Source organism: Streptomyces sp. NBC_01384 (genome assembly GCF_045040035.1).
GTDB lineage: Bacteria > Actinomycetota > Actinomycetes > Streptomycetales > Streptomycetaceae > Streptomyces.
Genome location: NZ_CP109559.1, coordinates 698385 through 721133, shown reverse-complemented (window position 1 = coordinate 721133; position 22749 = coordinate 698385). Strand labels below are relative to the sequence as shown.

At 66.3% G+C, this 22749-nt stretch carries 17 protein-coding genes and 4 pseudogenes; 7 read left to right on the top strand and 14 right to left on the bottom strand.

Annotated elements, in window-relative coordinates; all coding sequences use genetic code 11:
- The first annotated feature begins 8 nt into the window (after window positions 1-8).
- Window positions 9-413, top strand: coding sequence for a resolvase (locus OG747_RS03080; protein ID WP_405877517.1), 405 nt, complete (start codon window positions 9-11; stop codon window positions 411-413).
- Between the two features lie 158 nt (window positions 414-571).
- Here the strand turns inward: OG747_RS03080 and OG747_RS03075 are convergent, their stop codons facing one another.
- On the bottom strand, window positions 572-2014 hold the full coding sequence (locus OG747_RS03075; RefSeq protein WP_405877515.1) for an amidase: 1443 nt from the start codon (window positions 2012-2014) through the stop codon (window positions 572-574).
- Between the two features lie 90 nt (window positions 2015-2104).
- Between OG747_RS03075 and OG747_RS03070 the strand changes: the two genes are divergently transcribed.
- The 5 genes from OG747_RS03070 (at window position 2105) to OG747_RS03050 (ending at window position 10059) form a co-directional block, all read left to right on the top strand.
- The gene (locus tag OG747_RS03070; RefSeq protein WP_405877513.1) at window positions 2105-2740 is read left to right on the top strand and encodes a TetR/AcrR family transcriptional regulator; all 636 of its coding nucleotides are present in this window, start codon (window positions 2105-2107) and stop codon (window positions 2738-2740) included.
- Window positions 2741-3071: 331 nt separating this feature from the next.
- A complete protein-coding gene (locus OG747_RS03065) occupies window positions 3072-6110 on the top strand; it encodes a Tn3 family transposase (RefSeq protein WP_405877511.1) in 3039 nt (1012 codons plus the stop codon).
- Between the two features lie 404 nt (window positions 6111-6514).
- Window positions 6515-7264, top strand: coding sequence for an SDR family NAD(P)-dependent oxidoreductase (locus OG747_RS03060; protein WP_405885431.1), 750 nt, complete (start codon window positions 6515-6517; stop codon window positions 7262-7264).
- A gap of 351 nt (window positions 7265-7615) precedes the next feature.
- The gene (locus OG747_RS03055; protein WP_405877509.1) at window positions 7616-9298 is read left to right on the top strand and encodes an FAD-dependent oxidoreductase; all 1683 of its coding nucleotides are present in this window, start codon (window positions 7616-7618) and stop codon (window positions 9296-9298) included.
- Window positions 9299-9423: 125 nt separating this feature from the next.
- Window positions 9424-10059, top strand: coding sequence for a TetR/AcrR family transcriptional regulator (locus OG747_RS03050; RefSeq protein ID WP_405877507.1), 636 nt, complete (start codon window positions 9424-9426; stop codon window positions 10057-10059).
- A gap of 608 nt (window positions 10060-10667) precedes the next feature.
- Here OG747_RS03050 and OG747_RS03045 read toward each other — a convergent pair.
- From OG747_RS03045 to OG747_RS02995, 11 genes and pseudogenes are all read right to left on the bottom strand, one after another.
- Window positions 10668-11669, bottom strand: a complete 1002-nt coding sequence (locus tag OG747_RS03045; RefSeq protein ID WP_405877505.1) for a zinc-dependent alcohol dehydrogenase family protein — start codon at window positions 11667-11669, stop codon at window positions 10668-10670.
- Between the two features lie 471 nt (window positions 11670-12140).
- The gene (locus OG747_RS03040; protein ID WP_405877503.1) at window positions 12141-12467 is read right to left on the bottom strand and encodes an MmcQ/YjbR family DNA-binding protein; all 327 of its coding nucleotides are present in this window, start codon (window positions 12465-12467) and stop codon (window positions 12141-12143) included.
- 61 nt (window positions 12468-12528) lie between these two features.
- Window positions 12529-13533, bottom strand: a complete 1005-nt coding sequence (locus tag OG747_RS03035; RefSeq protein WP_405877501.1) for a zinc-binding dehydrogenase — start codon at window positions 13531-13533, stop codon at window positions 12529-12531.
- Between the two features lie 45 nt (window positions 13534-13578).
- Window positions 13579-14205, bottom strand: a complete 627-nt coding sequence (locus OG747_RS03030; RefSeq protein ID WP_405877499.1) for an NADPH-dependent F420 reductase — start codon at window positions 14203-14205, stop codon at window positions 13579-13581.
- Between the two features lie 105 nt (window positions 14206-14310).
- Entirely contained in the window at window positions 14311-15285 is a 975-nt protein-coding gene (locus tag OG747_RS03025; RefSeq protein WP_405877497.1) for a zinc-dependent alcohol dehydrogenase family protein, read from the bottom strand.
- A gap of 31 nt (window positions 15286-15316) precedes the next feature.
- A pseudogene (locus OG747_RS03020) lies at window positions 15317-15460 on the bottom strand (short-chain dehydrogenase); the annotation flags it as partial.
- Window positions 15461-15649: 189 nt separating this feature from the next.
- On the bottom strand, window positions 15650-16651 hold the full coding sequence (locus tag OG747_RS03015; protein ID WP_405877495.1) for a DUF6545 domain-containing protein: 1002 nt from the start codon (window positions 16649-16651) through the stop codon (window positions 15650-15652).
- A gap of 1 nt (window position 16652) precedes the next feature.
- A complete protein-coding gene (locus tag OG747_RS03010) occupies window positions 16653-17291 on the bottom strand; it encodes a hypothetical protein (protein WP_405877493.1) in 639 nt (212 codons plus the stop codon).
- Window positions 17292-17333: 42 nt separating this feature from the next.
- Complete coding sequence (locus tag OG747_RS03005; RefSeq protein ID WP_405877491.1) at window positions 17334-18722, bottom strand: YncE family protein; 1389 nt, start codon at window positions 18720-18722, stop codon at window positions 17334-17336.
- 628 nt (window positions 18723-19350) lie between these two features.
- Window positions 19351-19737: pseudogene (locus OG747_RS03000) on the bottom strand (transposase); the annotation flags it as partial.
- Between the two features lie 40 nt (window positions 19738-19777).
- A pseudogene (locus tag OG747_RS02995) lies at window positions 19778-20263 on the bottom strand (transposase); the annotation flags it as partial.
- Between the two features lie 123 nt (window positions 20264-20386).
- Between OG747_RS02995 and OG747_RS02990 the strand changes: the two are divergent.
- A pseudogene (locus tag OG747_RS02990) lies at window positions 20387-20608 on the top strand (IS6 family transposase); the annotation flags it as partial.
- A 49-nt stretch (window positions 20609-20657) separates the two neighbouring features.
- Here the strand turns inward: OG747_RS02990 and OG747_RS02985 are convergent.
- Window positions 20658-20885: a hypothetical protein gene (locus tag OG747_RS02985; protein ID WP_405877489.1), complete on the bottom strand. Its 228-nt coding sequence runs from the start codon at window positions 20883-20885 to the stop codon at window positions 20658-20660.
- 443 nt (window positions 20886-21328) lie between these two features.
- On the bottom strand, window positions 21329-22618 hold the full coding sequence (locus OG747_RS02980) for an FAD-dependent monooxygenase (protein ID WP_405877487.1): 1290 nt from the start codon (window positions 22616-22618) through the stop codon (window positions 21329-21331).
- Window positions 22619-22749 lie beyond the last annotated feature (131 nt).

Here is a 22749-nt window from a genome sequence, read left to right as displayed (position 1 = left end):
CCCACCCTGTGCAGACCTCACGAAACCCCCTCGCCCGCGACCACCACGTCAGCCGCGGCGCCATCCGAACCGCCGTCGCCGACCTGCTGCCCGAGTACACGGCCGCCGATCCCCCGGACGCCCTGGCCCCGGAGTTGCCGGTCGTTCTCGACATGCCGGGCAAGATCGCCGACTTCCTCCGCGCGTCCGACCTCGACGACGCCGAGCGCGCCACGCTCGATCAGGGCGTAACCGTACGGCGCGGCCAGGGCTACACCCTGCGCGTCACCGCCCCGCCTGCGATCCACCGCCGACTCCTTGACCTCTGCCAATCCCTCGACGGCACCCCTGGAACCTCGGCGGTACCGGCGCAGCGCAAGGCTCGCCGCGAGTACGAGAACCGCGTCAACGCCCTCGCGACCGACACCCTGTAGCAAACTCCCCAGCCTCGAAGATCATCCCGTGGCGGGTTTCTGGCGTATCTGGGTCATGCCCCGGGGAGGGGCCCGCGAGCGGCGCGGCACGGATGCTGCCTCCTCCGCGCCGCTCGTCGGCCCCTGGGCCGTCTCTTTGCCCGCTGTCGTAGCTCCGCCTACCGCGCGGCAGTCGGGACTTCGGGGCGAGGGTCGATCGGCGTGAACACGCCGAGGCGGTCCTCGATCTCCTGGGCAGCGGCCAGGCATAGGTCTTCCCGGAACGCGCGCCCGATGATCTGTACGCCGGACGGCAGTCCGTCGCTGACTCCGGTCGGCACGGCGACCGCGGGAACGCCCACAAAGCTGGTCACCGTGCACAGGCGCATGCTCTCGGAGACCCGTTCCCGTCCCGCTTCGTCGCGTGACTCCAGTCCCGGTTCGACGGGCGGCTCGGTGAACACCGGTCCGAGCAGCAGCGGGAACTCGTCGAGGAACTCCGCCCAGGAGCGGCGGATGCCGAGCCAGGTCCCCATCAGCTTCGTGAGCTCTGCGGCGTTCGCGGGCGGAGTCTTCTCCATGGCCATCTGGATGTAACGGTCTCCGCCTTCGCCGAGCAGTTTCCGCACCGCTGGCCAGGGCGGCGCGAATTCGGTCACGGTGATCCGGCCGTACGCCGCGAGTGCCTCGTCCAACCGCGGAACATCCGCCATCTCCCGCACGTCGTACCCGGCGTCGCGCAACGCGTCCGCTGCCGCCGCGACGGCCCCGCGGACCGTGGGATGAACGCCGTGGCCGCCAGGGTCGGTCACGACCGCGACCTTGACCGGTCCCGGCAGCGGTTCGCCGTAGAGGGGCACGGGTACGGCCCGCGGGTCCCGCGGGTCGGTCCCGGCCAGCGCCTCGTATGCCAGCCGCAGGTCGGCGACCGTACGGGCAAGGGGCCCGTCGGTGACCAGCATCTGTGAGGCTGGTCCCGGGTCGTCCGGTCCGAGGACGCGGTGGTCGGCGGGGAACCGCCCGGTGGTCGGCTTCAGCCCCGTCACGCCGCAGAACGAGGCCGGGATCCGTACTGATCCGCCGGAATCATTGCCGAGTCCGAGCGCGGCCATGCCAGTGGCGACGGCCACTCCGTCACCGCCACTGCTGCCGCCCGGGGTCCGGCTCCGGTTCCACGGGTTGACGGTGTCGCCGAACAACTCGCTGCGGGTGTGCATCCCGGCCAGAACCAGGGTGGGCATGTTGCTGTGGCCGATCGGTATGGCTCCCGCCGCGCGGAGCCGGGCCACAGGAGGTGCGTCGGCCGGAGCCACCAAGTCGCGGAAGCGTGGCGTTCCGAGTGTGGTCGGCACGCCTTCGACAGCAGTGGACTCCTTCACCGTGAACGGCACGCCGGCCAGCGGCCCGAGTTCTTCGCCCGCTGCTCGCCGCTGGTCCGTGTGTGCCGCGGCCTCGCGGGCTCGCTCAGCCAACAGCTGCGTGACCGCGTTGACCTGCGGGTTGACCTCGGCGATGCGTTCCAGGTGGCTGTCGACCAGTTCGACCGCCGATATCTCTCCGCCTCGGACCGCCTCCGCCTGGGCGGCGGCCGTCATTGCCCACAGGGCGTTCTGCCTGATCATCGCGCTTCCCATCCACATGCCGAAGTGCTTGTGTCCGAACCCTGGCCCGGTAGCGATACGATCGTATTGGAATAAGGAGGCTGACCGAGCATGCCCAAACAGGTGGACTACGAAAGCCGACGCCGCCGGATCGCCGAGGCCGTCTGCCTCCTCGCCGACGAACACGGGCTGGAGGGAGTGAGCATGCGCGACGTCGCCGCCCGCGCGCAGGTCTCGCTGGGCGCCGTTCAGCGCTGCTTCCGCAGCAAGGGTGAGATGCTCCTCTTCGCCGTCGACCACGTCGGCGACCGCATCACCGAACGTGTGAGGACCCGCCTGGCCGTAAGCCCGGCCCAGTCGGCCGCCACCGCCCTGGGCCACGCGACCCACGAGATTGCCCTGCTCCACGAAGAACACCGCGCCGAAGCACGGATCTGGCTCGCGTTTGTCGCTCAGGCCGCTGTCAGCGAGCCACTCGCTGGCCCGCTGAGAACCAACTACGCGGCCCTCCAGAATCTCGTCGTCCGCCTCATCACGGAGGCCGCCGAGAGCGGCTCGGCCGACGAAGGCGCTACGCCGCCCGACCCGCAGCACGAGGCTTGCACTCTGCTCGCCCTCGCCGACGGCCTCACCACCCATGTACTCATAGGCCACTTGACCGCAGAGGAAGCCGAGGAAGTCCTGCACGCGCATCTGATCGGCCTCTGGGAACGCCTCGGCACCACCCGCCCCCGAAAGGCCGTCTGACACTCAGAGCGCTCATCGCCTTGCGCGTGCCGTGTCGGCTGCACCGAATTACCAGGGCCGGGGAGCTGTCACGGGAACCAGGTCGAGCCGCTTGTCCATGGCGAGCCGGAACGTCCCGTACGGGTTGACGTTCGACCAGAACAGCGCGGTCAGGCCTCACCGGTCTTCTCTGCACCGGCGACGTGGACGCCGTCTTGCGGCTGAGCCGGTAGCTGTACCAGGTCACCCCGTCCCTCCCGAGCACTTCGCCGATACCCGCGCCAGCCGTACACCAGCGCCCCTACCGTCCAGCCCGAAGATCGATCACGGGGCTTGTGGAAGGGACCGAGCTGTGGGGCGGGATCTGGGTCTGGACGGGGTGGTGGACCACTTCACCCTGTCCGGCGACGAGGCGGGCTGGTTAAGGAACAAGACCGGCGCCACGAGGCTGGGCTTCGCCGTCCAGCTGAAGTTTCTGACCTGGCGCGGTCGGTTTCCCAAGATGCGTCTGGAGCTGTCGCCCGATGCGGTCGAGCATGTCGCCAAGCAGGTGGGCGTTGCCGCGTCCGAGCTGGGGTTCTATGACTTCACCTCCCGCGTCGCGAAGCGGCACCACAGCGAGCTGCGGGATCTGACCGGGTGGCACGAGTGCTCGAAGACCGACCTGGTCAAGCTCGTCTCGCACCTGGTGGACGTGATCTGGCACGACGAAAGCCGCGAGGAACAGGTGCGGGCCGAGCTGCTGCGGCAGATGCGGGTGGACCTGATCGAGCCGCCGACCGCGGCCCAGATTGCAACGATCATCCGGTCCGCGCTGCACCAGGCCGACGACCGGGCCGTCGTCGAGGTCGCCGCACGCCTCGCGCGGGAAGAAGACTGCCCCCGCCGGCTGGACGCGCTGGTCTTCACGGATCCGACCGGCGACAGCGAGCAGGATGACGACATCGAGTCCGTGGACGGCGACGGTGCGGACGAAGACCTGGAGTCGGTGCTCTCCGACATCAAGTCCCATCCGGGCAACGTCAGCCTCAACTCACTGCTGGACGAGATCTCCAAACTCAAGCAGGTCCGCGCCGTCAGCATCCCGGCCAAGGCGTTCACCGGCATCGGCGTCCAGGTCATCAACGTCTGGCGGGCCAGAGCCTCAGCCGCTGCCCCGAGCCACCTGCGCCGCTTCTCCCCCGAGGTGCGGCACGTCCTGCTCGCCGCGCTGCTGTTCCAGCGTCAGCGGGAGATCACCGACACCCTCGTGGAGCTGCTGAACTCCACCGTGCACCGCATCAACGCGCGGGCGGAGAAGAAGGTGACCGAGGCATTCGTCGCCGAGTTCACCAAGGTCCGCGGCAAGTCCGGACTCCTCGGAAAGATCGCCGCCGCCTCGCTCGGCGCCCTCGACGGCTCGGTCCGCTCCGTGGTCTTCCCGGCGGCCGGCGGAGAGAAGACGCTGAAGGACCTGGTTGCGGAGATGAAGGCGACGAACGCCGAGTTCGCCCGCTCCAAGCGGGAGGTGTTCAAGTCCTCCTACTCCAACCACTACCGCAGCGGGCTGATGAAGCTCCTCGGCGTGCTCGACTTCCGCTCCTCCAACGACCAGCACAAGCCCGTCATGGACGCGTTGAAGCTGATCGAGCGGCACAAGGACTCCTCCACCACCTACCTTCCCCTCGGCGGGACCATCCCGCTCGAAGGCGTCGTACGCAAGGACTGGATGGAGTTCGCGCTCTTCACCCCCGACAAGGGACCCAAGCGAGTCATGCGCACCGTGTACGAGGCGTGCGTCTTCCAGGCCCTGCGCGACCGGCTGCGTTGCAAGGAGATCTGGGTCGTCGGCGCCGACAAGTGGCGCAACCCCGACGACGACCTCCCGGACGACTTCGAAGTCAGGCGCGCGGACTACTACGAGAAGCTCAACAAGCCGGGCGAGGCGAAGGTGTTCACCGCCCAACTCCAGGCCGAGATGCGCGCCGAGCTCGGCGCGCTGGACACCAAACTGCCGAAGCTGCCGTGGGTCACGATCAGCGGCAAGCACCGCAACGGCGCGATCAAGTTCACCGAGCCCGAGCCGCAGAAAGAGCCGAAGAACCTGCGCAAGCTCAAGAAGGCGATCCGCAAGAAATGGGGCACCGTCGCCCTCATCGACATCCTCAAAGAGGCCGCCCTGCGCACCGGGATGCTCAAGGCCCTCGCCCCGGTCGGCACGCGGGAGGCGATCGACGAGGCGAAGCTCCTGGAACGCCTGCTCCTGATCGCGTACGCCTACGGCACCAACTCAGGGATCAGCTCCGTCGCGTCCGGCGAGCACAAGCACACCGAGGAAGAGCTGCGCTACACGGCCCGCCGCTATCTGACCGCCGTCGGGCTGAAGGCCGCCGGCGTCGAGATAGCGAATGCCACCTTCGCGGCCCGCTCCGAAGCGGTCTGGGGCCAGGGCACCACCACCGTGGCCTCGGACTCCACGCACTTCAAAGCCTGGGACCGCAACATCTTCACCGAGTGGCACTCCCGTTACGGGGGCCGCGGCGTGCTCGTGTACTGGCACATCGAAAAGGGTTCGATGGCCATTCACAGCCAGCTTCTGAACTGCACCGCCTCGGAGGTCGCCGCCGCGATCGAGGGCATGATGCGGCACGCCACCACCATGCAGGCCGAGGGCAACTACGTCGATTCGCACGGCCAGTCGGAAATCGGGTTCGGACTGACCAGGCTCCTGGGCTACGACCTGCTGCCGCGCATCAAGCAGATCAACAAGGTCAAGCTGTACCGGCCCGGCCGCGAGGACGATGACACCTACGAGCGCCTGGCGGACGCGATGACCCGCCCGATCCGCTGGGACGTCATCGAGAACAACTACGACCAGCTCATCAAGTACGCCACCGCGATCCGGGTCGGCACCGCCTCCACCGAGGCGATCCTGCGGCGCTTCACCCGCACGGCCTCGCACCCCGTCTACCAGGCGATGCTCGAAGTCGGCCGCGCCCAGAAGACCATCTTCGTCGCCCGCTATCTGCGCGACCGCGACCTTCAGCGCGAGATCCAAGAAGGGCTCAACGTCGTCGAGGGCTGGAACGGCGCCAACGACATCATCTTCTTCGGCAAGAGCGGGGAGCTGAGCAGCAACCTCCGTGACCAGCAAGAACTCTCTGTTCTCTCACTCCACCTCTTGCAAACGGCGCTGGTCTTCGTTAACACCTTGATGATCCAAGACATGCTCGCCGATCCGGAGTGGGCAGACCTCCTGACTGACGAGGACAAACGCGCCCTGACCCCGCTGTTCTGGATGCACATCCAGCCCTACGGCGAGGTACGGCTAAATATGGGCCGCCGTCTTCAGCTCGCCCAGCTCGCCCAGCCCGTCCCGCAGGAGCCAGACCCCGAGCCAGCCGCCGTGTAGCCCGACCCCAGAACCTCAGAGGACCCCGGCCACGGCCGGGTCCTCTGACATGCGCGCATACGGAGCGTCTTCGATCCAAAAGCTACTGGCAGGTTACTTGTCACCTGGTTCGCCGCTCGTTAACGGCACCCCTACGGCTGCGGATCGACTTCACCCGCACCATCCACCCGGACACCTACGGCGGGCTGCGCGTCGCGGTCGTCCACACGGACCGCGTACCCCTCCGGTTGCAGCGCGCCACTTAAGGCTTCTTTACTAATAGGTACAAATCCATCTAAACCATGCGGTCCGTGAGCTAGGACGCGGAGGACTCCGTCGTCGGTTGGGGCGTAGCTGCTGCGTGCCGGCGCGCTGGGCATTCAGTCCGTCTCTGGTCGGGTTGCCGCAAGAGAGATGTGGGCATCATGGGACAGCTTGATGGCAAGATCAGCCTGGTGACTGGCGGCTCGACCGGGATCGGTCTGGCCATAGCCCGTCGGTTCGTCGCCGAGGGCGCCACCGTCTACCTCACAGGCCGACGTAAAAACGAACTTGATGCGGCTGTGGAAACCCTCGGGGGACGGGCCATCGGCATACAAAGTGATGTCTCGGATCTCGAGGCGCTGGATCACCTCTTCGAGATCATCCAGGGCGGCAGCGGGCGTCTGGATGTCGTCGTGGCCAACGCCGGCGGCGGCGAGCTGGCACGGCTGGAGGAGATCACCGAGGAGCAGTACCGTTCGACCTTCGACATCAACGTCAAGGGGACGATATTCACGGTCCAGAAGGCGCTGCCGTTGCTGCCGGAGGGGGCCTCGGTCATCGTGCTCTCGTCCACCAACGCCTCGATGGGCGTCCAGGCCATGACGGTCTACAGTGCCACTAAGGCCGCCATCCGCAACCTGGCCCGCACCTGGGCCGCCGAACTCGCAGGGCGCGGCATCCGTGTCAATGCTCTCAGCCCGGGACCGATAGAGACCCCGGGCATCCGCGGTATGGGCAGCCCGGCAAAGGGCGAACAGCAACTGGCGGACCGTCTCGCCGACGAGATTCCCCTCGGCAGGATAGGACGCCCCGACGAAGTCGCCGCCACGGCCGTCTTTCTCGCCTCCGACCAGAGCTCCTTCACCACGGGAGCCGAGCTCTTCGTTGACGGCGGCCTTGTCCAGGTCTGAATACGGCCGCCCTATGTCGGCATAGCCGCGAAGAGAGGCCGGAAGACGGATCGGCCCGGCTGCCAGCGGAGGCTGGGGAACTGCGCCCCGTCTTTGAAGGGCTAGTTCTTGCCGCAGGCATCGAAGAGCTCGGAGCCGGGAAGGGCCAACCCATGCCGACCAGTGGCTGCGATTGGTCAAGACCGCGCTCAAGAGCCTCCCGTCGTAGCGTGAGCCCCGTCGTGCCGGGGCCGTGCCCGGCCTACGTGCGGTGCACGCCGGGGCGGGCGGCCCCCATTATTGGACGACTGGCGCGTCAGTACAGTGTGGGGCCGGCTGCCGGTGTAATGCCTCGATCTAGGGGAGCAGATCATGCCCTCGCGACAACCAGGCCGCCGAATCTGGGGCGATAGAGCCTATCCTCACCTTGCGGGAGACCAGCTGGCCCGACTTTTTGAGTTCGGAGTTCCGCAGAACATCTCCGCAGGGCAGTTTATATTCCGCCTTGGAGATGACAAGTATGACCTGGTGGTAATCGAAGAAGGCCAGCTTGAAATCATCAGAGAGGCAGGTCCGGGTTATTCCGAGGAGGTGATTGTCACCTTCGGGCCCGGAGAATTTATCGGTGAACTCAGTATTCTCACGGGACAGTTCGTGTATCTCCCTGCCCGCGCTGCCACGGATGGCCTTATCTATCGAATTCCACCCGACCGGTTTCGCTTGCTGATGGAAACCGAGACCGCACTATCCGACATCCTGCTCACCGCTTTCAGGGCTCGACGTGAAATTTTGATGGAGTCTGCCTCGCGCACCATTGAGGTCATCGGAGGCGCTTCCTCTGCAGAGTGCCTGGCGCTGCGCTCGTACCTTGAACACATGGCACTTCCGTATCGCTGGGTGGACGACGCAACCCCAGACGGGTTGCTGCTGATGGGGCTCGCTTCGCTCACCGCAGGTGATTTGCCTGCCGTTCTCCTTCCGGGGCGCTCGCTGCGCAACGCCACGCCCGGAAACCTCGCGATGAATCTGGGACTGTCACATGAAGGAATCAAGGATGAAGAGATAGACCTAGCTGTCATCGGGGGTGGCCCTGCCGGGCTGGGTGCCGCGGTGTATGGATCATCAGAAGGACTCGGAACTGTCCTGCTTGATGCCGTGGGCCCTGGAGGTCAGGCAGCAGCAAGTTCCCGCATCGAGAACTACTTGGGATTCCCCAACGGAATCAGTGGCGCCGAACTGACCCGCCTCGCCGCTATACAGGCGCTGAAATTCGGATCTCGCCTGTACTCGCCTTCGCGTGCCGTAAGCCTCCAGCCCCTTGCCGACCGGATACAGATTTCCCTGTCCGACGGCACGGATATTCATGCGCGCGCCGCTATTATCGCTACCGGCGCCCGCTACCAGTCCCTTCCAATCGCCCGCTGGAAACACTTCGAAGGGGCGGGAATCTATTACGCTGCCACTGAGCTGGAAGTCCGTTCGTGTGCGGGGAGATCGGTGTCCGTGCTGGGAGGGGCGAACTCTGCAGGGCAAGCGGCTCTGTTCCTGGCCGGTAAATCAATTGCAGTCAACATCATCCTGCGCCGCGACAACATCAGGGCCCGCATGTCCTCTTATCTTGTTCGCCGCATCCTCGCGGATCCGCGCGTTACCGTGCATACGTCAAGCGAAGTGACAGCACTCGAAGGGGAAGACTCCCTGGAGGCCGTCAGGATCAGAAATTCCGCTACTGGCGTCGAATCTCTGCTGGGATGCAGCGGGCTTTTCTGCTTCATAGGTGCAACACCGGCAACTGATTGGCTAAATGCGGCCTGCGCAGCCGACAAGGACGGATTCATATATACCGATGTGCACATTGCTGAAAAAGATCTGGGGCCGTCCTGGCAGGAACTGCAACGTTCCCCGCTTCCCTTTGAAACGAGTATTCCCCGTGTCTTTGCCGCTGGCGACGTACGACATGGGTCAATCAAGCGTGTCGCCGCTGCAGTCGGCGAAGGGGCCTCTGCCGTTTCTTCCGTTCATCGGGTCATAGGGGTTCCCGGGGTGCCCTTCTGAGGGCGAGCGGGGCGGGCAGTACAAGCTTGGCCGTTCGGGCAAGCCGATGTTCGCAAGCCTCGAAACAGGCTCGTACTGTCCTGTCTTCGTCCCGTAATGCCCCGTACACGGCGTACAGTTTTCTTATGTCCCGGCCTCGGCAGTTTGACGACGAGGAAGTCGTTCGGGCTGCTCGCGACCAGTTCTGGTCCCACGGCTACGACCGAACCTCCATCGACGATCTGAGCGCCGTCACGGGCTTGGGACGCGGAAGCCTGTACGGGGCCTTCGGAGACAAACACGCCCTGTTCCTGCAAGCTCTGGACAGCTACAACAGTGACGCGATCGGAGCCTGGCGTTCGGCTCTGCGCGGCCCGGGACCGGCCCTCCCGCAGCTGGAACGCTTTGTATGCGACGTCTCCGAAGCGATCAGCAGGGACGTGGAGCGGCGCGGCTGCATGATGGCCAGGAGCGCCACGGAACTCGGCGCAGTCGACAAGACCGTCGCCGAGCGGATTGCTGCGACTGTCCGCGGAATGCACAGCCAGCTGTCGGACTGCCTTGCCCGGGCCCAGGAGGAGGGCTCGCTGGACGCCGAAGCGGACACGGACGGGCTCGCAAGCCTTCTCCTTGCTGTGCTGCGGGGACTGGAGGCCCTGGGCAGAGCGGGAGCCGCAGCGGAGGTTGTCATCGGGGCTGCCGAGCAGGCATTGGCCCTTCTTCCCCGCGTGTCCACGAGCGAGCCGGCGCCGGATCGGCTGGAGGACCGTTCAGCGCCGTGACCCGGTCCTATTCTGGACGGCCCTTGGGTTTTCAGTGCTACGGGCCGCACGCCGGGGAGGTCTTGCCTCGCCAGGCGTCACGGGCGTCGCCTGACGAGTCCGTCCGGTTGTGATGTCACTGTGCGTCTTTCTCTCAAGTAGCTTCCGTGTGCACGTCATTCCCAGTGGGCGGCACAGGCTCGGCTTCGAGGGGCCAGGTGACGGAGATGTGTGTGAGGTCGATGGTGACCAGGACCGGCTCGCTAAGGACCTGTCCGTTTTCGTTGGTGGGCACGACGTAGCGGTGGGTCGGAAACACCAGTCCGGATATCGTTGTGTGCTTCTTGCACAGGTGTGCGGCCGGTAGGCCGCCGAGCACGTCCGCGGTGTCAGACGCGGCCTACAACAACATCCACCAGTGGACAGCCGAAACCACCGCCGACTCTCGTGAGCAGTGGGCGCGCGCCGCCGAGAAACTCGCCGCACTGAACCCTGCGCACGTGATTGCCGGGCACAAGGACCCCGACCGCAACGGCAGTCCAGATATCCTGGCCGAGACAGCCCAGTACCTGCGGGAATTCAACTGCTTTGCGCCGCTGCGAGACGCGGGGAGGGGGGCCGGGCCTGCGCTACTTCTTTCCTGGAACGAGGTAAACCTTGCCTTGCCTGCCCGTCTGCTCTGCTTGAGTAACGGCGTCATGGATTTCTTCGAGCGAGTACTTACGCCCGGGAGAGGTCTTAAGGATTCCCTCGCGCATGAGCTCAATGATGTCCTGACCCAACTGCCTTCGCTCTGAATCATTGAATCTCAACAGCCAGTAGCCGAGCCAGAAGACTTCCAAAATACGGCGGCCCGCCAGGATGTACCGTGGATCCTCGCCTACGCGGATCGGCTCTCCCGTGAGTGAGCCGTAGACCAGCATGCGGCCATCCTCATGGAGCGCCTTGAAAATCTGGGTTCCGGTTTCACCTACCACAGGGTCGATGGCGTACTTGACACCTTCGGGATCGATCTTACTGCGGACCTGTTCGTCGATAGGCCCTTCCGTGGAGACGATGACGGCATCGGCACCAAGGCGCTCCAGTTCCGATGCCGATTCGCGCCTGCGGACAACATTCACGGTGCGGATTACCTGGCGCTTGGCCAACCTGATGATCATCCGCCCTAGTTCGGACCCGGCGGCGGACTGCAGCAGCCACTCGCCTTGGGGGACCGCTAGCACATGGCGGACCATGACGATGGCGGCGGCGGGATTGACGACGAAGGAAGCCGCTTGGTCATCGGGGACATCATCAGGCACGTGGAACAGGTCGCGAGCAGAGACGACAGCATATTCGGCCCAGTTACTACCGCCGAAGTTGACGATGGAAACTCGCTCCCCTGTGGCGAAGTCGTCCACTCCGGATCCGAGGGCTTCTACGATACCGACGCCTTCAAACCCGGTTGGCGCCGGAAAATGCGCTTGGATGCCAGCATAGTGCCCACGTACATACAGGAGGTCAGACGGATTCACTGGGGATTCCAGGATGCGAACCCTTACCTGCCCTGCCACGGGTTCCGGAACAGGCACATCTTCTACACGAAGGACCGAAGTCGGCTCCCCATATTGAGCGAAGCGGATTGCTCTCATGCTTCAATTCTCCCGTTCGCGCCGGTCGTCCCATACGAGATGGTCACTTGCTGCTGGAACTGCCCATGATCGACGCTGCAAGGATGCGCGGCGGAACAATGCTCGACTGCACCGCAGCCGCAGCGTCGCGGCGATTTAGTATCCGCAACTTCTACCGTAACTAGCGCATCGGCTTTGCGCATTCCGGTCGCGTATTTCGCCGACACCGGACCAGTGGAAGCCGAACCTCGGGCAGTCATTTTCCTGACATTCTCAGAACGTTCCCTGGGCGCATATCGTGAAACGGACCGCCGACGTCAAGGGCTTCAAGGTTCTGCCCCAGGGTGGCGTCGTTGCGTCGTTCAGGCGATGCATCCGGGGTGATGTGGATCCGAGGTAGGGGGACTGCCTGTCGAGGGAGGTGTCTGACAGCCAGTGGCCGATGCTCCTGCCGAGCAGCGTTGGCGATTTGTGTCCCTGGACGCGCGGGGCTCATGGGGCGACCAGGTCGTGGCTGCCCTCTATCAGCTCCCGGATCAGTTCGTCCGGGACATCGCCGGCCAACGAAATGTTGACCCAGTATCGCTTGTTCAGCTTGTACGCCGGGTGCACTGCATCGAAGCGGTGCTGCAACTCGGCGACCCGCTCCGGATCGGCCTTGACTGTCACCTGGTCGTCCGGGAACTCATGGCCACTGAGGATGGCAAACACCTTGTTGTTCGCCGCTGTCTTGAACACCACGCGGTCCGGGGCGAACGGACGCGACTCGCTGACTCCGGCGAAAGAGAGCGCCAGCTCCCGGACGTCGTCCACGGTCATGGCTATCTCGCTTCCATAACTGAAGTTATAGGACTCCCGCTCCTGGTAGCGGCGGCTACTACTAGGGGCGGATGAGGACGGTGCCGACCTTGCCGGGCTGCACCGCGTGCTTCACGGCGGTGGCCAGCTCGCCGAGGTCGTACGTAGCGGCCACGTCGAACTGGTCTTTGAACGCCAGCGCGATCAGCGTCGCGGCGACCGCGTCCGATGCCCGCCTCTCGGCGGATGCCTCCAACAGCCACCGGCCCAGGTTCGCGCCCCGCACCGTCAACGACTGGTAGAGCAGCGTCGACGCATGCACCGAGATCGGCTCCTCGGCCAGTTCCCCGTAAATGACCAGCCTGCCGCCCGGCGCCAACAGGTCTAGAAGGCTTTCCGTCAGCTTTCCGCCGACAGGGTCGAAGGCCACACTGAGCGGGCGGCCGCCGGCTGCCTTGCGGACCTCGTCGGCCCAGCCCGGATTCTCTGTCGCCACGACCGGGACGTCCGGGAACCGCTTGCGCAGCTCGGCGGCACCGCGGTCACTGCGGACGACGTTGACCAGGCCCACGTTGTGGTACTGCATCACGCCCGTTACCAGCCGCCCCACCGACGAGCCTGCGGCGGCCTGCACCAAATATCCGTCGTATCCCAAGGCCAGGTGCTGCTCCGCTTCACGGCGCAGCATCACCGCGGTGAGCGGGTTCGTCAGCATCTGCGCGGCGACCTCGTCCGACAGCTCATCAGGCACGGGGACGACAATCTCGGCGTCCGCCAGGATCCACTGTGACCATCCCCCCGGCAGGGGAAAGACGGTTACACGGCCGCCGACCTCGACGCCCTGAGCCACGCGCGCATCCGGGCCGATGGCCTCCACCACGCCGGTGGCCTCCACACCGACTGGAACCGGCTCAGGTGCGGTCCCGGGGTATGCCTCGACGGCCAGGAGATCACCACGGTGGACGGGGAAGGCCGTGGTGCGGATGAGGACCTGACCGTGTGCGGGCGCTTCCGGCTCGGGCTCCTCGATGACGGTCAGGACGTCGGCGGGCAACCCGCCGCGGGTGTAGACGACACGTCGGTTCATGATTGTCCTCCTGTGCGCTGGTGCGTATGAGGCTTGGCCGGGGCGTCAGCCGACGTCCATGAGCAGCAGGTGTTTCGCGCTGAGTGCTCCGTCCAGCTGCATCAGCCGGCCTCCCTCCCGTAGACCGCCGAGGTCCAGGGCGGCGAATCCGAATTCGTCGAGCAAGCCGGCCACGGCCGCCTTCGCGTCGGTGTCGTCGCCCGCGTAGAAGACCACCTGACGGCCTTCCTCGTGCTGGGGGTCCGCGGCGATGAACGCGGCGAACAGGCTGTTGAACGCCTTCACGATCCGCGCGCCGGGCAGGCGCTCGGCGACCCACTCGCTGCCCGTGAGGTCTCCGACGTCGTACCGGCCCCTCCAGGGGTTGGCCGCCGCGAACTGATTCGTCGTGTCGACGACCGTCTTCCCGGACCAGTCGGTAAGGCTGGTCAGGTCCGGCACTGCGGAGAACGGCACCGCGAGGAAGACGAGGTCTGGCTGCGCTGCCTCCTCGGCCGTCACCGCGTGGGCCTTCGGCCCCAGCTGCTCTACGACTGCTTTGAGTGTCTCCGGGCCCCGGCTGTTGCCGATGAGTACCTCATGTCCGTGACGGATGGCCTTGTCGGCGACGGCCCGGCCGATCTCTCCCGCGCCGACAATGCCGATAGTGCTCTGTGCGGCCATGCTGCCCATCCTTGATCGTGTGTCGGGGGTCGGTGCCCCGGCAGCGGCTGTGTGATCGGCTCCGGCCGCTTCCTGCCGGGATGGCCCCGGCCTCAGCGGCAGGTGCGGCGGCGCCTACGCGCGATGCGGGTTGAAGTCCAGGAGGACCTTGCCCTTCTCCCGGAAATACGCGAGCGCCTCGGGAAAATCCGCCGCCTTGTAGACGGGAGCGGAGGGCAGGACGAGTCTTCCCTCGGAGACCAGCCGCGCGGACTCCGCGTTCAGTGCCGGAAGCCGGGGAAGGAACTCGTCCTGGTACATCCAGAATTCCGTCGTGGTGATGTTCTTCGTCCTCAACACGTCAGGATCGGGCGTGAACGGCCGGCCGCTCAGATACCCGTAGATCGCCAGCAGGGCGCCGTCGGTCAGTACGTCCAGCAGCAGTGCGGTCGCCGCACCGCTGACACCGTCAAGGCCGAGGAGCACCGGATCGGATCCGATGGCTTCCCGCACGCGCGCGTCGGCGTCCGCCGAGTCGACCACCACGATGTCGGCGCCGAGGTCACGGAGTTCGCTCACGAGTTCCGCGCGGCGCACGATGTTGATCGTGCGCAGCCCTCGTTCCTTGGCGAAGACGATGACGGACCGGCCTACCCCGCTGTTGGCCGCGTTCTGCACCACCCAGGAACCGGCCGGAAGGTCACGCAGGCCGACCAGGAGCCCCGCGCTGACGGGATTGATGGTGAGCATCGCTGCCTGTTCAAGACTGATGGACTTGTCCACGACGGTCAGGTCCGCTGCCTCGGCCAGGACCCGCTCGGACCAGGAAAAGACGCCGAAGGGAAGCAGGACCCTATCGCCGGGGCTGACCTCCATGACGCCGGGCCCTGCGGACACGACCGTCCCGACGCCCTCGTTTCCGATAGCCGTCGGCAGCTCAGGGCGTACGGGGTAGATACCTTGCGCCAGGAGAAGGTCGTGGTGGTCGAGCGGGGCATACTCGACCTGGACCAGCGCCTGTCCGGCGGTGAGAGCCGGGGGCTCGGGCACGTCCACCACCTTCAGGCTCTTCTCCGGCTCCCCGAACTGAGTGAGATGAATGGCGAGCATGGGACACGACTCCTTGCTTCGTCGCTTCCTCGCAATTCGAGACATCGCTTTGGATGCCGACGGCCCGGTCCCCGAGGGTTTCCACGGCTGTATCCAGCTCGGTTCTGCTCAGGCCCGTGAGGACCACGGTGGAGCCCTCGGCGACGAAGCGACGGACTATAGCCAGACCGATCCCGGTCGAGCAGCCACCAAACTGACCTTGCGGTCAAGCTGTCCCAGGATGTCCACTTCTTCCTCGATGTAGCTCACCCGGAGACCTGCAGAGAGCACATGACGCCGACACGCGGCAACCCATGCCCGTCCAGCTAGTGAGCCCTCGTCGACGACGGAATGCTCCGCCACGCCACCTCACGGACCGCACGGTTTAGTGAGATTTGTACCTACTAGTAAAGAACCCGAACCGGGGCACTGCAACCGGAGAGGCACTCGCCCTGCCCGGGCTCGCAGCTGGCTGAACGGAACGGGCGCCGTCGAGGGTTTCGAGCATCATGCGGTCGAGCCGGATGCGGCTGTCGCGCCACCAGACCGTGGGGATGAAGAGGTGCGGCGCGTCGGCGGTGACCAGCGTCCACAGGGGCTTGAGCCTGCGGCAGTCAAGGCGGTCGCTTCGGGTGGTGGCCAGGACCATCCGGCCGAGGGACTGGTTGGCAGCGATGCCGCTGAGGATGGTGGCGACCCAGGAGGCGTCGGCGAGGACGTCGAGTGCATGGTCGCCGCGGATGAGCACGCTGGCCATGGAGCCGAGGGTGAAGGCGGCGGTGGCGAGGTCCAGGCCGACGGCGAGCGCGAACCACAGCACGCACCGGCGGACGTCGTGGGCGAGGTCGGGCCGGTCGGGCAGCGCGACCTGACGGCACAGGACCATCGTGGCCACGATGGCGCCGATGAGGGCGGTGAAGTAGACGATCTTCAGGGCGGTGACGGCCGGGACGCGCGCGTAGTGCGGAGCGAAGTGGAGTGGGGCGGCCGCGCCGGGGAGGTCGGCGATCGCGTAAAGGATGAGCATGAGGGCAATCGCTGCCAGGTAGAAGGGCCGCCACGCTCGGACCGCCTGGCGGCGGGCCTCAGGGGTGTGCCGCTGGGGGTGCCACAGCAGGGTCATGTAGTGCGCGTGGCCGACACAAACCAGGGTGAACGTGTCGATGGCCAGCGCCGGCAGGTTCGACGAGTGGGCGGTGCTCCCGAACCACCGGTAGATAGGCGGTGTGGCCAGCAGGAAGATGACACCCGCGAACAGCAGCACGGACGCCGTCAGTTTCAGCGCGGGGCCGGGCTGCCGACGCGCGGCAGCGGCCTTGGTCACGCCCAGGCTGAGCGAGACGATCGCGATAGTCAGGCTGACGGTGGTGAGAGTGGTCTGCCACATGTCACCAGGAGCGGTTGGAGAAGGCCGAGCGGATGGCATCGGTCGGGTGGTCCGTTCCGCCGCCCGGGGCCAGCAGCCGCGATACGGCCGTGGCCCAGGCCTCGGCCGCCAGCTCCGAGCCGGTATCGAACCGGGCGCGTTGCTTGATCGACTGATTCGGGTTCAGGATGTCCTGCACCAGGTCGGAGGGAAGGGTTGCCAGCTGGTCGGTGAGGGCTTCGTGGTCGAGATCGATGCCGTGGCCCTGGCCGTGTCCGCTGACCATGCAGTCGTCGGAGGCGGGGTCGATCCACGGCAGCAGATGCCCCAACTCGTGGACCTTGACGCGCCAGCGCTGCCAGTCGGTGTTGTCCCGGCTGACAATGATGCGGTCTTCCTCCGGTCCGCGCAGGCACAGTCTGCTGAAGACCGGGGCGAGATCACGTTCTTCCATGGTGATCGTCCGCTGGTTGTGGGCGGCGATCGCGTCCACGAGCTGCTGCAGATGGGCGCCTGGCGCGAGGCCGAGCCTTGTGCGGTAGATCTGGCACGACGTCGTGCTGATGGAACGTCGCGGCCTGCCGTTGGATGCGTCACCACACGGTGTCAGGCGGTCGGCGCTGCGGAAGCCGCCCGGGTCGCAGCCACGGTCACCGATCACGCGCTGACCACACCGACTGCGCCGCCCTGCCCCCCTGGTCCGTCACGCCTGGGGCATTGCCGTGCCTGGCTCCTGCTCGCCGGATGGAGTGCCAGGCTTGAGGATGACGGAGGTGTAGTGGTTGGCGAAGAAGTACGAATAGGACAGGGCTTCGTCGATGTTGCCGAACTGGTTGCTCATCATGGACATCAGCGCTGTCGTGCGGGTGCCGTCGCTGGCGTAGGCGGTGAACTGTTGGTTGGGCGGCAACCCAGCGGCTCCGATGGTGACTTCGTTGATGCCTGGGAGTGCCCGGATCAGGGCCGTGCCCTGGCCGGAGCTACCGGAGACGCGCAGGGGGAGGTTCTGCGTGCGCATGCCCAGGCCTTGCCGGCCCAGGTTGTTTGTGCTGGTGGCTGGAGTGCTGCGGGCCACGTACACCAGCGCCATCGGCGACTGGCCGATGGGAAGGGTCTTGATCACCGAGTTCGTGTGCGTGTCGATGACGTCGACCGCGTCGGAGTTCTGCAGGGCGACGTAGATCCTGGTGTTGTCGGGGCTCGGCCAGATGCCGTGTGGACCGTGGCCGTTGTTGTGGATGGTCTTCACCAGGGTGGGCGGCGCCCCGTTGCGCGATCGGCGGTAGACCAAGGTCTCGTTCAGTCCGCCCACGGTCTGGTAGGCATAGTCGACACCGCCAACCGTGACGAAGTTGGGGTGGTTGGTGCGCGGCCCGGTGTGCAGCACCGCCTCCACACGGGAGGTGGCCGTATTGACCACAGCGGTGGTCCGGCCATTGGTGGGCATGCCGAGCCAGACGTCCCGGCCGTCGGGTGAGATGGCCTCGTCGGAGGACCCGCCCGCCTCAGCGGGGATCGGCACGCGCCTGATGATCCGGTGGGAGGCCACATCAATCACGTCCAGCACCAACGTGCGCAGGTGGTTGACGTAGGCGAGTTTGCCGTCGGGGCTGAACACCACCTTCGACGGCGCGTCCTCGGTGGGGATCCGGTCGACCTCCTTGTCGGCCCGCCAGTCGATCACCGAGACGTAGTCCTGGCCGCGCACGGCCACCCACAGTCGTGTGCCGTCCGGCGAGAAGAATCCCTCGTGCGGCGCCCGGCCGACGTACATGGTGCGCACTACTTTGTTGGTTGCGGTGTCGATGACATGGATGGCGTTGGTGGTCACGTCGATCACGTCGAGCCACTTCCCGTCCCGGGAGAAGCCCAGGCCGTGCACGTCGATCTCCCCGTCGTACATCGCCCCCAGCACGTCCTTGCTGGGGGCCAACCGCGGCTCGCCCAGAGCGATCGTGCCCAGCACCGTGTTCGTCGCGGGATTGATGACACTGACCGTGTTGGAGTCCTGGTCGGCGGTGTACACCCGGTCGTTCCCCGAGATCGGCTGCGCCCCGGGCAGCGCCGGAGGTTGGATCAGCGTGCCATGCACTGAGGGGTTGGCGTTCGACCCCACTATGGGGCCTGGCACCGGATCCAGGTGGGAGGCCCCAGATTCCTGCGTCCCGGTCGTCGTGCAAGCAGCGATTGACGCGGACACGACCGTCGCCACGAACGCGCGGGCCAAGATGGGTTTTATACCCATGTTCACTCCTTGTGGTCACGTCGCCGGCGGATAACCCGCGTTGCAAGCTGCCACCGGCGCTTGGCTCGTGGGGACTGTGCCGCGTGGCGTGAGAGGTTGCGGCCGAGACTGGTCGCTGCGTTCATCAAAGGCCGCTGGCGAGAGCAGCGCCTGTCATCGCGGCGCCGAGGTCACTTCTTCCGAACGCGGTCAGGCATTCCCGAACAAGTGACCGATGACGTCTGACGTCGGTAACCTGAATCATCATCGAGCCATCAAGAAATCTAACGGACACTTTCGACATCCTCACCTCGGCCCGAGGTTTTCACTCGGACGGCCCGTCTGTCGGCGAACGGCGGACAAGTGCACGGCCGTGCAGACTTCGTGCGGTGTACGCCGAACGGCTTCACGATGACTCACGACGGGCCGACCCCAACTGCGATCGCGGCCACACGGGGCAGTACCCGGCGCGGTCGGCGGAGTCTTAGGACTCAGATCAAAAAGAGGCTTTGAGGCGTCGCCAGCAGATGATGGCGCAGCCGAGGGTGAGGAAGGCCTGGTGGATGTCGGCGCGGATCTCCCAGCGGATGCGTAGTCGGTGGAACCAGTGCAGGAGCGCGAAGGCTGCTTCTACGACCCAGCGGTTCTTGCCCAGGCCGCTGCCGTGTTCGGTGCCGCGGCGGGCGATGAGCGGGCGGATGCCCGGCTTGCGGACCTGGCGGCGGTAGATGTCGTGGTCGTAGCCGCGGTCGGCGTAGAGCACGTCGGGGCGCTGGCGGGGTCGTCCGCGTTTGCCACGGATCGGCGGCACGGCGTGGATCAGGGGCAGGAGCTGGGTGACATCGTTGCGGTTGCCGCCGGTCACGGTGGCGGCCAGCGGGATGCGGGTCTGTTCCGTAGTCGGTGGTGACGCTGCGTCCTTGTTATTGGAGGAGGATGCGGTGGCGGAGGAGGTCGAATCCGGCACGGCCGTGCATCTGGCGCCTGATCTTCTTGGTGCGTGTGTTGACGCCTTCGGTGCGGCCGTTGTGGTGGGGCAGCGTGAGGCCGGCGTTCACGGCGGCGCGGTCGAGTTCCAGGCCGTTGCAGAAGCTGTGCAGGTGGGGCAGGTCGGCGGCGCGGACGTCGGCGATCCACTGGGTGAGCTTGGTGTCGTTGCCCTGGGCCGGGGTCAGGAGGGCGGCGAACTCGCCAGCAAGGCAGGTGAGTTCGGTCATTTCCGGGCAGGCCGCTGTGAGGAGGCCGAGCAGGTCGGTGTCCTTGGTCCACAGGTGCTCGGGGTGGGTGAGCAGGAGCCAGGTGGCGCGCTGCGGGGTGGTCACCGGCCGGTCGCCCTCGGCCCGCCCTTGGGTGAGGTAGCGGTAGAGCAGGTTGAGGCCGCCGGTGTAGCCGAGTTCCTTGATCTCGCGGACCGGCACTTTCACATTGGCTGGCGCGTGGGATGATCTCCGAGTTGATCCGGCTGGAGGAGGGTGTCCGTGGGGGACGACGCGTCGCGGTCGTGGAAGGGGCACCGGTAACCGGTCGAGGTCATCTCCCACTGCGTATGGCTGTACCACCGCTTCCCGCTGTCGTTCCGCGAAGTCGAGGAACTGATGCTGGAGCGCGGCGTGATCGTCTCGTATGAGACGGTCCGTCGCTGGTGTGGGAAGTTCGGGCAGCAGTACGCCAATGCGCTGCGTCGCCCCCAGCCCCGGCCCGGGGATACGTGGCATCTGGACGAGGTCTTCATCAAGATCAACGGGGAGCGGCGCAGAACCCGACAACGCCTCCGGCCGACAAGCCAGACGATCTTCGCCGAAGTCATCCGCCCGCGACCAGCACGAGCATCCCGAACCCCACGCACACCAGATCCGTGACCTGCAACTTCACGATGCACACTGCCCAGTGCTTCTGGCCCTTGTACCTACGGAACGTCCGCCACGGACAAGCCGACTGCAGAAGGTCGACAGGTGCCGTACCCCAGTCCCGGTCCTCCACAAGAGCACCACGCTGCTGACGGATACTCACCGTCGCCGTGACACTGTCCATCGCGTACCCCCGCCCCACGGGCAACGACCCGTACAGCCAAGGGTGTCAGCCAGGCACTGACGGGCGGAGCGGGCCGGAACCCCGCCACCCGAAAGGGTGAGAACCCCTGTCCGTTCTCATCCATCGTGTCAGGGAGCCATGTCGGCGAGCTGCGCACTGACAACTGCCTTGAGACAAGACGGGCGAGCGATCCGGCTGGGATCAATGGGCTTGGACGTCACGGGGTCGATGTCTCAATGGTCTTGTCAGCTCCGGTGAGCGCCGACCAGGCAAGTGACAGAACCACAGAGACCCCGCGCGGTGGATTCTCATCGATCTTGTCAGTTTTCCGAGCCAACACCGCCTCATCTACGGGCGCGCCAACGCGCACCATGCGGCATGAGCGGAGGTCGTCCGGCGGTGTCCTACCGAAGCGTGGTCCCTCTCGACACGTTATGTGACACCTACGGCTTGGCCGACGAGGTGATCGGCGATCCGGCCGGGGCTGCGGAGTCCGGCACCCCCGCGTAGTCGGGCAGCTCGACGCCGTTGATCGCGCGTCCGACCAGCTCGGTGAACCATTCGCTGGCGAAATCGGGGCACGGCTCGGCGTCTGGCCCGGGGACGTCGCGGCTGCGGACGTTCAGCCGGCCGATCTCCTGGTTGGCCTCGACGAACGAGCGCATCCGCGCCTCGTAGCGGGCGAACCCGGCGTCGGGGTCCCAGCCGGCGGCGGCCAGCTCTCCGGCCAGCAGGTAGGCACCGACCAGGGCCAGCCCGGTGCCCTGCCCGGACATCGGCGACGAGCTGAACGCCGCGTCCCCGAGCAACCCCACCCGTCCACTCGACCAGCGGTCCATCACCACCTGGGCGACCTGGTCGAGGTAGAAGTCCGGAGTGTCGTCCAGGTGCGCGAGGATGTCCGGGGTCAACCAGCCCAGGCCCGCCATCCGCTCCCGCAGCAGGACCTTCTGGGCCGCGACGTCACGGTGGTCGACGTCGAAGTCAGCCGAGGCGAAGTAGAACATGGCCATCGCCCGGGTAGCGTCCTGGATGGGCCGCAGGAGGGCGGAGCGCCCGGACTCCTGATCCTGGTACTCCAGCAGCCAGCGGTCCAGCCCGAACTCGTTGGGCACACTGTAGAAGGCCAGCACGTGCCCGAGGTGGCGGAGGAACCGCTCATGCGGCCCGAAGACCATCGCTCGCAGCGCCGAGTGCAGCCCGTCGGCCCCGACCACCAGGTCGAAGCGCCGCCGGTCGCCCCCCGCGAAGACCACGTCGACCCCGTCCGCGTCCTGGGCGAGCCCGGCGATTCGGTCGCCGAAGACGTACTCGACGCCGTCGCGGGTGTCGTCGTAGAGCACCTGGGACAGGTCCCCGCGCAGGATCTCGATGTCCGCGATGAACCCGTCGCCACCGTCGTCGTCGGCACGGAAGGTCTCCAGCACCTGCCCGTCCGCGTCCACAGTGTGCGCGCCGGCGGTGTCGGTGCACGCCGCGCGCACCGCCGCGTCCAACCCCATGCGCCCGATGACCTCCTTGGCGACCCCGCGCGCGTCCACCGCCTGCCCGCCGGGACGCAGCTCGGGAGCCCGCTCCACCACGGTCACCTCGGCCCCCCACCGGCGCAGCCAGTGGGCCAGCGCAGGTCCCGCGATGCTCGCCCCCGCCACCAACACCCTGGGACCGCTCACCCGCGTCCCCTGCCCGCCCGTCCGGATCGCGTGCCCCTGGTCGGAGTCGTCGACGCTCATCACTGCCTCCATCTGCTTCCTCCCGCGCTGGAACGTCCCCAGCACAGGCCCACTGCTGTCGGTGTATCCAGCCGTATCGACCACGGATCCGCACAAAACTCATCGGTCACGGCAGACATTGATGAGAAACG

Bases quoted from the DNA above. Each gene is read 5' to 3' on its own strand.
- OG747_RS03060 (WP_405885431.1), top strand. From the start codon at position 6,515: ATGGGACAGCTTGATGGCAAGATCAGCCTGGTGACTGGCGGCTCGACC.
- OG747_RS02985 (WP_405877489.1), bottom strand. From the start codon at position 20,885: ATGGACAGTGTCACGGCGACGGTGAGTATCCGTCAGCAGCGTGGTGCT.
- OG747_RS03045 (WP_405877505.1), bottom strand. From the start codon at position 11,669: ATGAGAGCAATCCGCTTCGCTCAATATGGGGAGCCGACTTCGGTCCTT.
- OG747_RS03055 (WP_405877509.1), top strand. From the start codon at position 7,616: ATGCCCTCGCGACAACCAGGCCGCCGAATCTGGGGCGATAGAGCCTAT.
- OG747_RS03040 (WP_405877503.1), bottom strand. From the start codon at position 12,467: ATGACCGTGGACGACGTCCGGGAGCTGGCGCTCTCTTTCGCCGGAGTC.
- OG747_RS03050 (WP_405877507.1), top strand. From the start codon at position 9,424: ATGTCCCGGCCTCGGCAGTTTGACGACGAGGAAGTCGTTCGGGCTGCT.
- OG747_RS03075 (WP_405877515.1), bottom strand. From the start codon at position 2,014: ATGATCAGGCAGAACGCCCTGTGGGCAATGACGGCCGCCGCCCAGGCG.
- OG747_RS03025 (WP_405877497.1), bottom strand. From the start codon at position 15,285: ATGCTCGCCATTCATCTCACTCAGTTCGGGGAGCCGGAGAAGAGCCTG.
- OG747_RS03015 (WP_405877495.1), bottom strand. From the start codon at position 16,651: ATGTGGCAGACCACTCTCACCACCGTCAGCCTGACTATCGCGATCGTC.
- OG747_RS02980 (WP_405877487.1), bottom strand. From the start codon at position 22,618: ATGAGCGTCGACGACTCCGACCAGGGGCACGCGATCCGGACGGGCGGG.
- OG747_RS03070 (WP_405877513.1), top strand. From the start codon at position 2,105: ATGCCCAAACAGGTGGACTACGAAAGCCGACGCCGCCGGATCGCCGAG.
- OG747_RS03030 (WP_405877499.1), bottom strand. From the start codon at position 14,205: ATGGGCAGCATGGCCGCACAGAGCACTATCGGCATTGTCGGCGCGGGA.
- OG747_RS03035 (WP_405877501.1), bottom strand. From the start codon at position 13,533: ATGAACCGACGTGTCGTCTACACCCGCGGCGGGTTGCCCGCCGACGTC.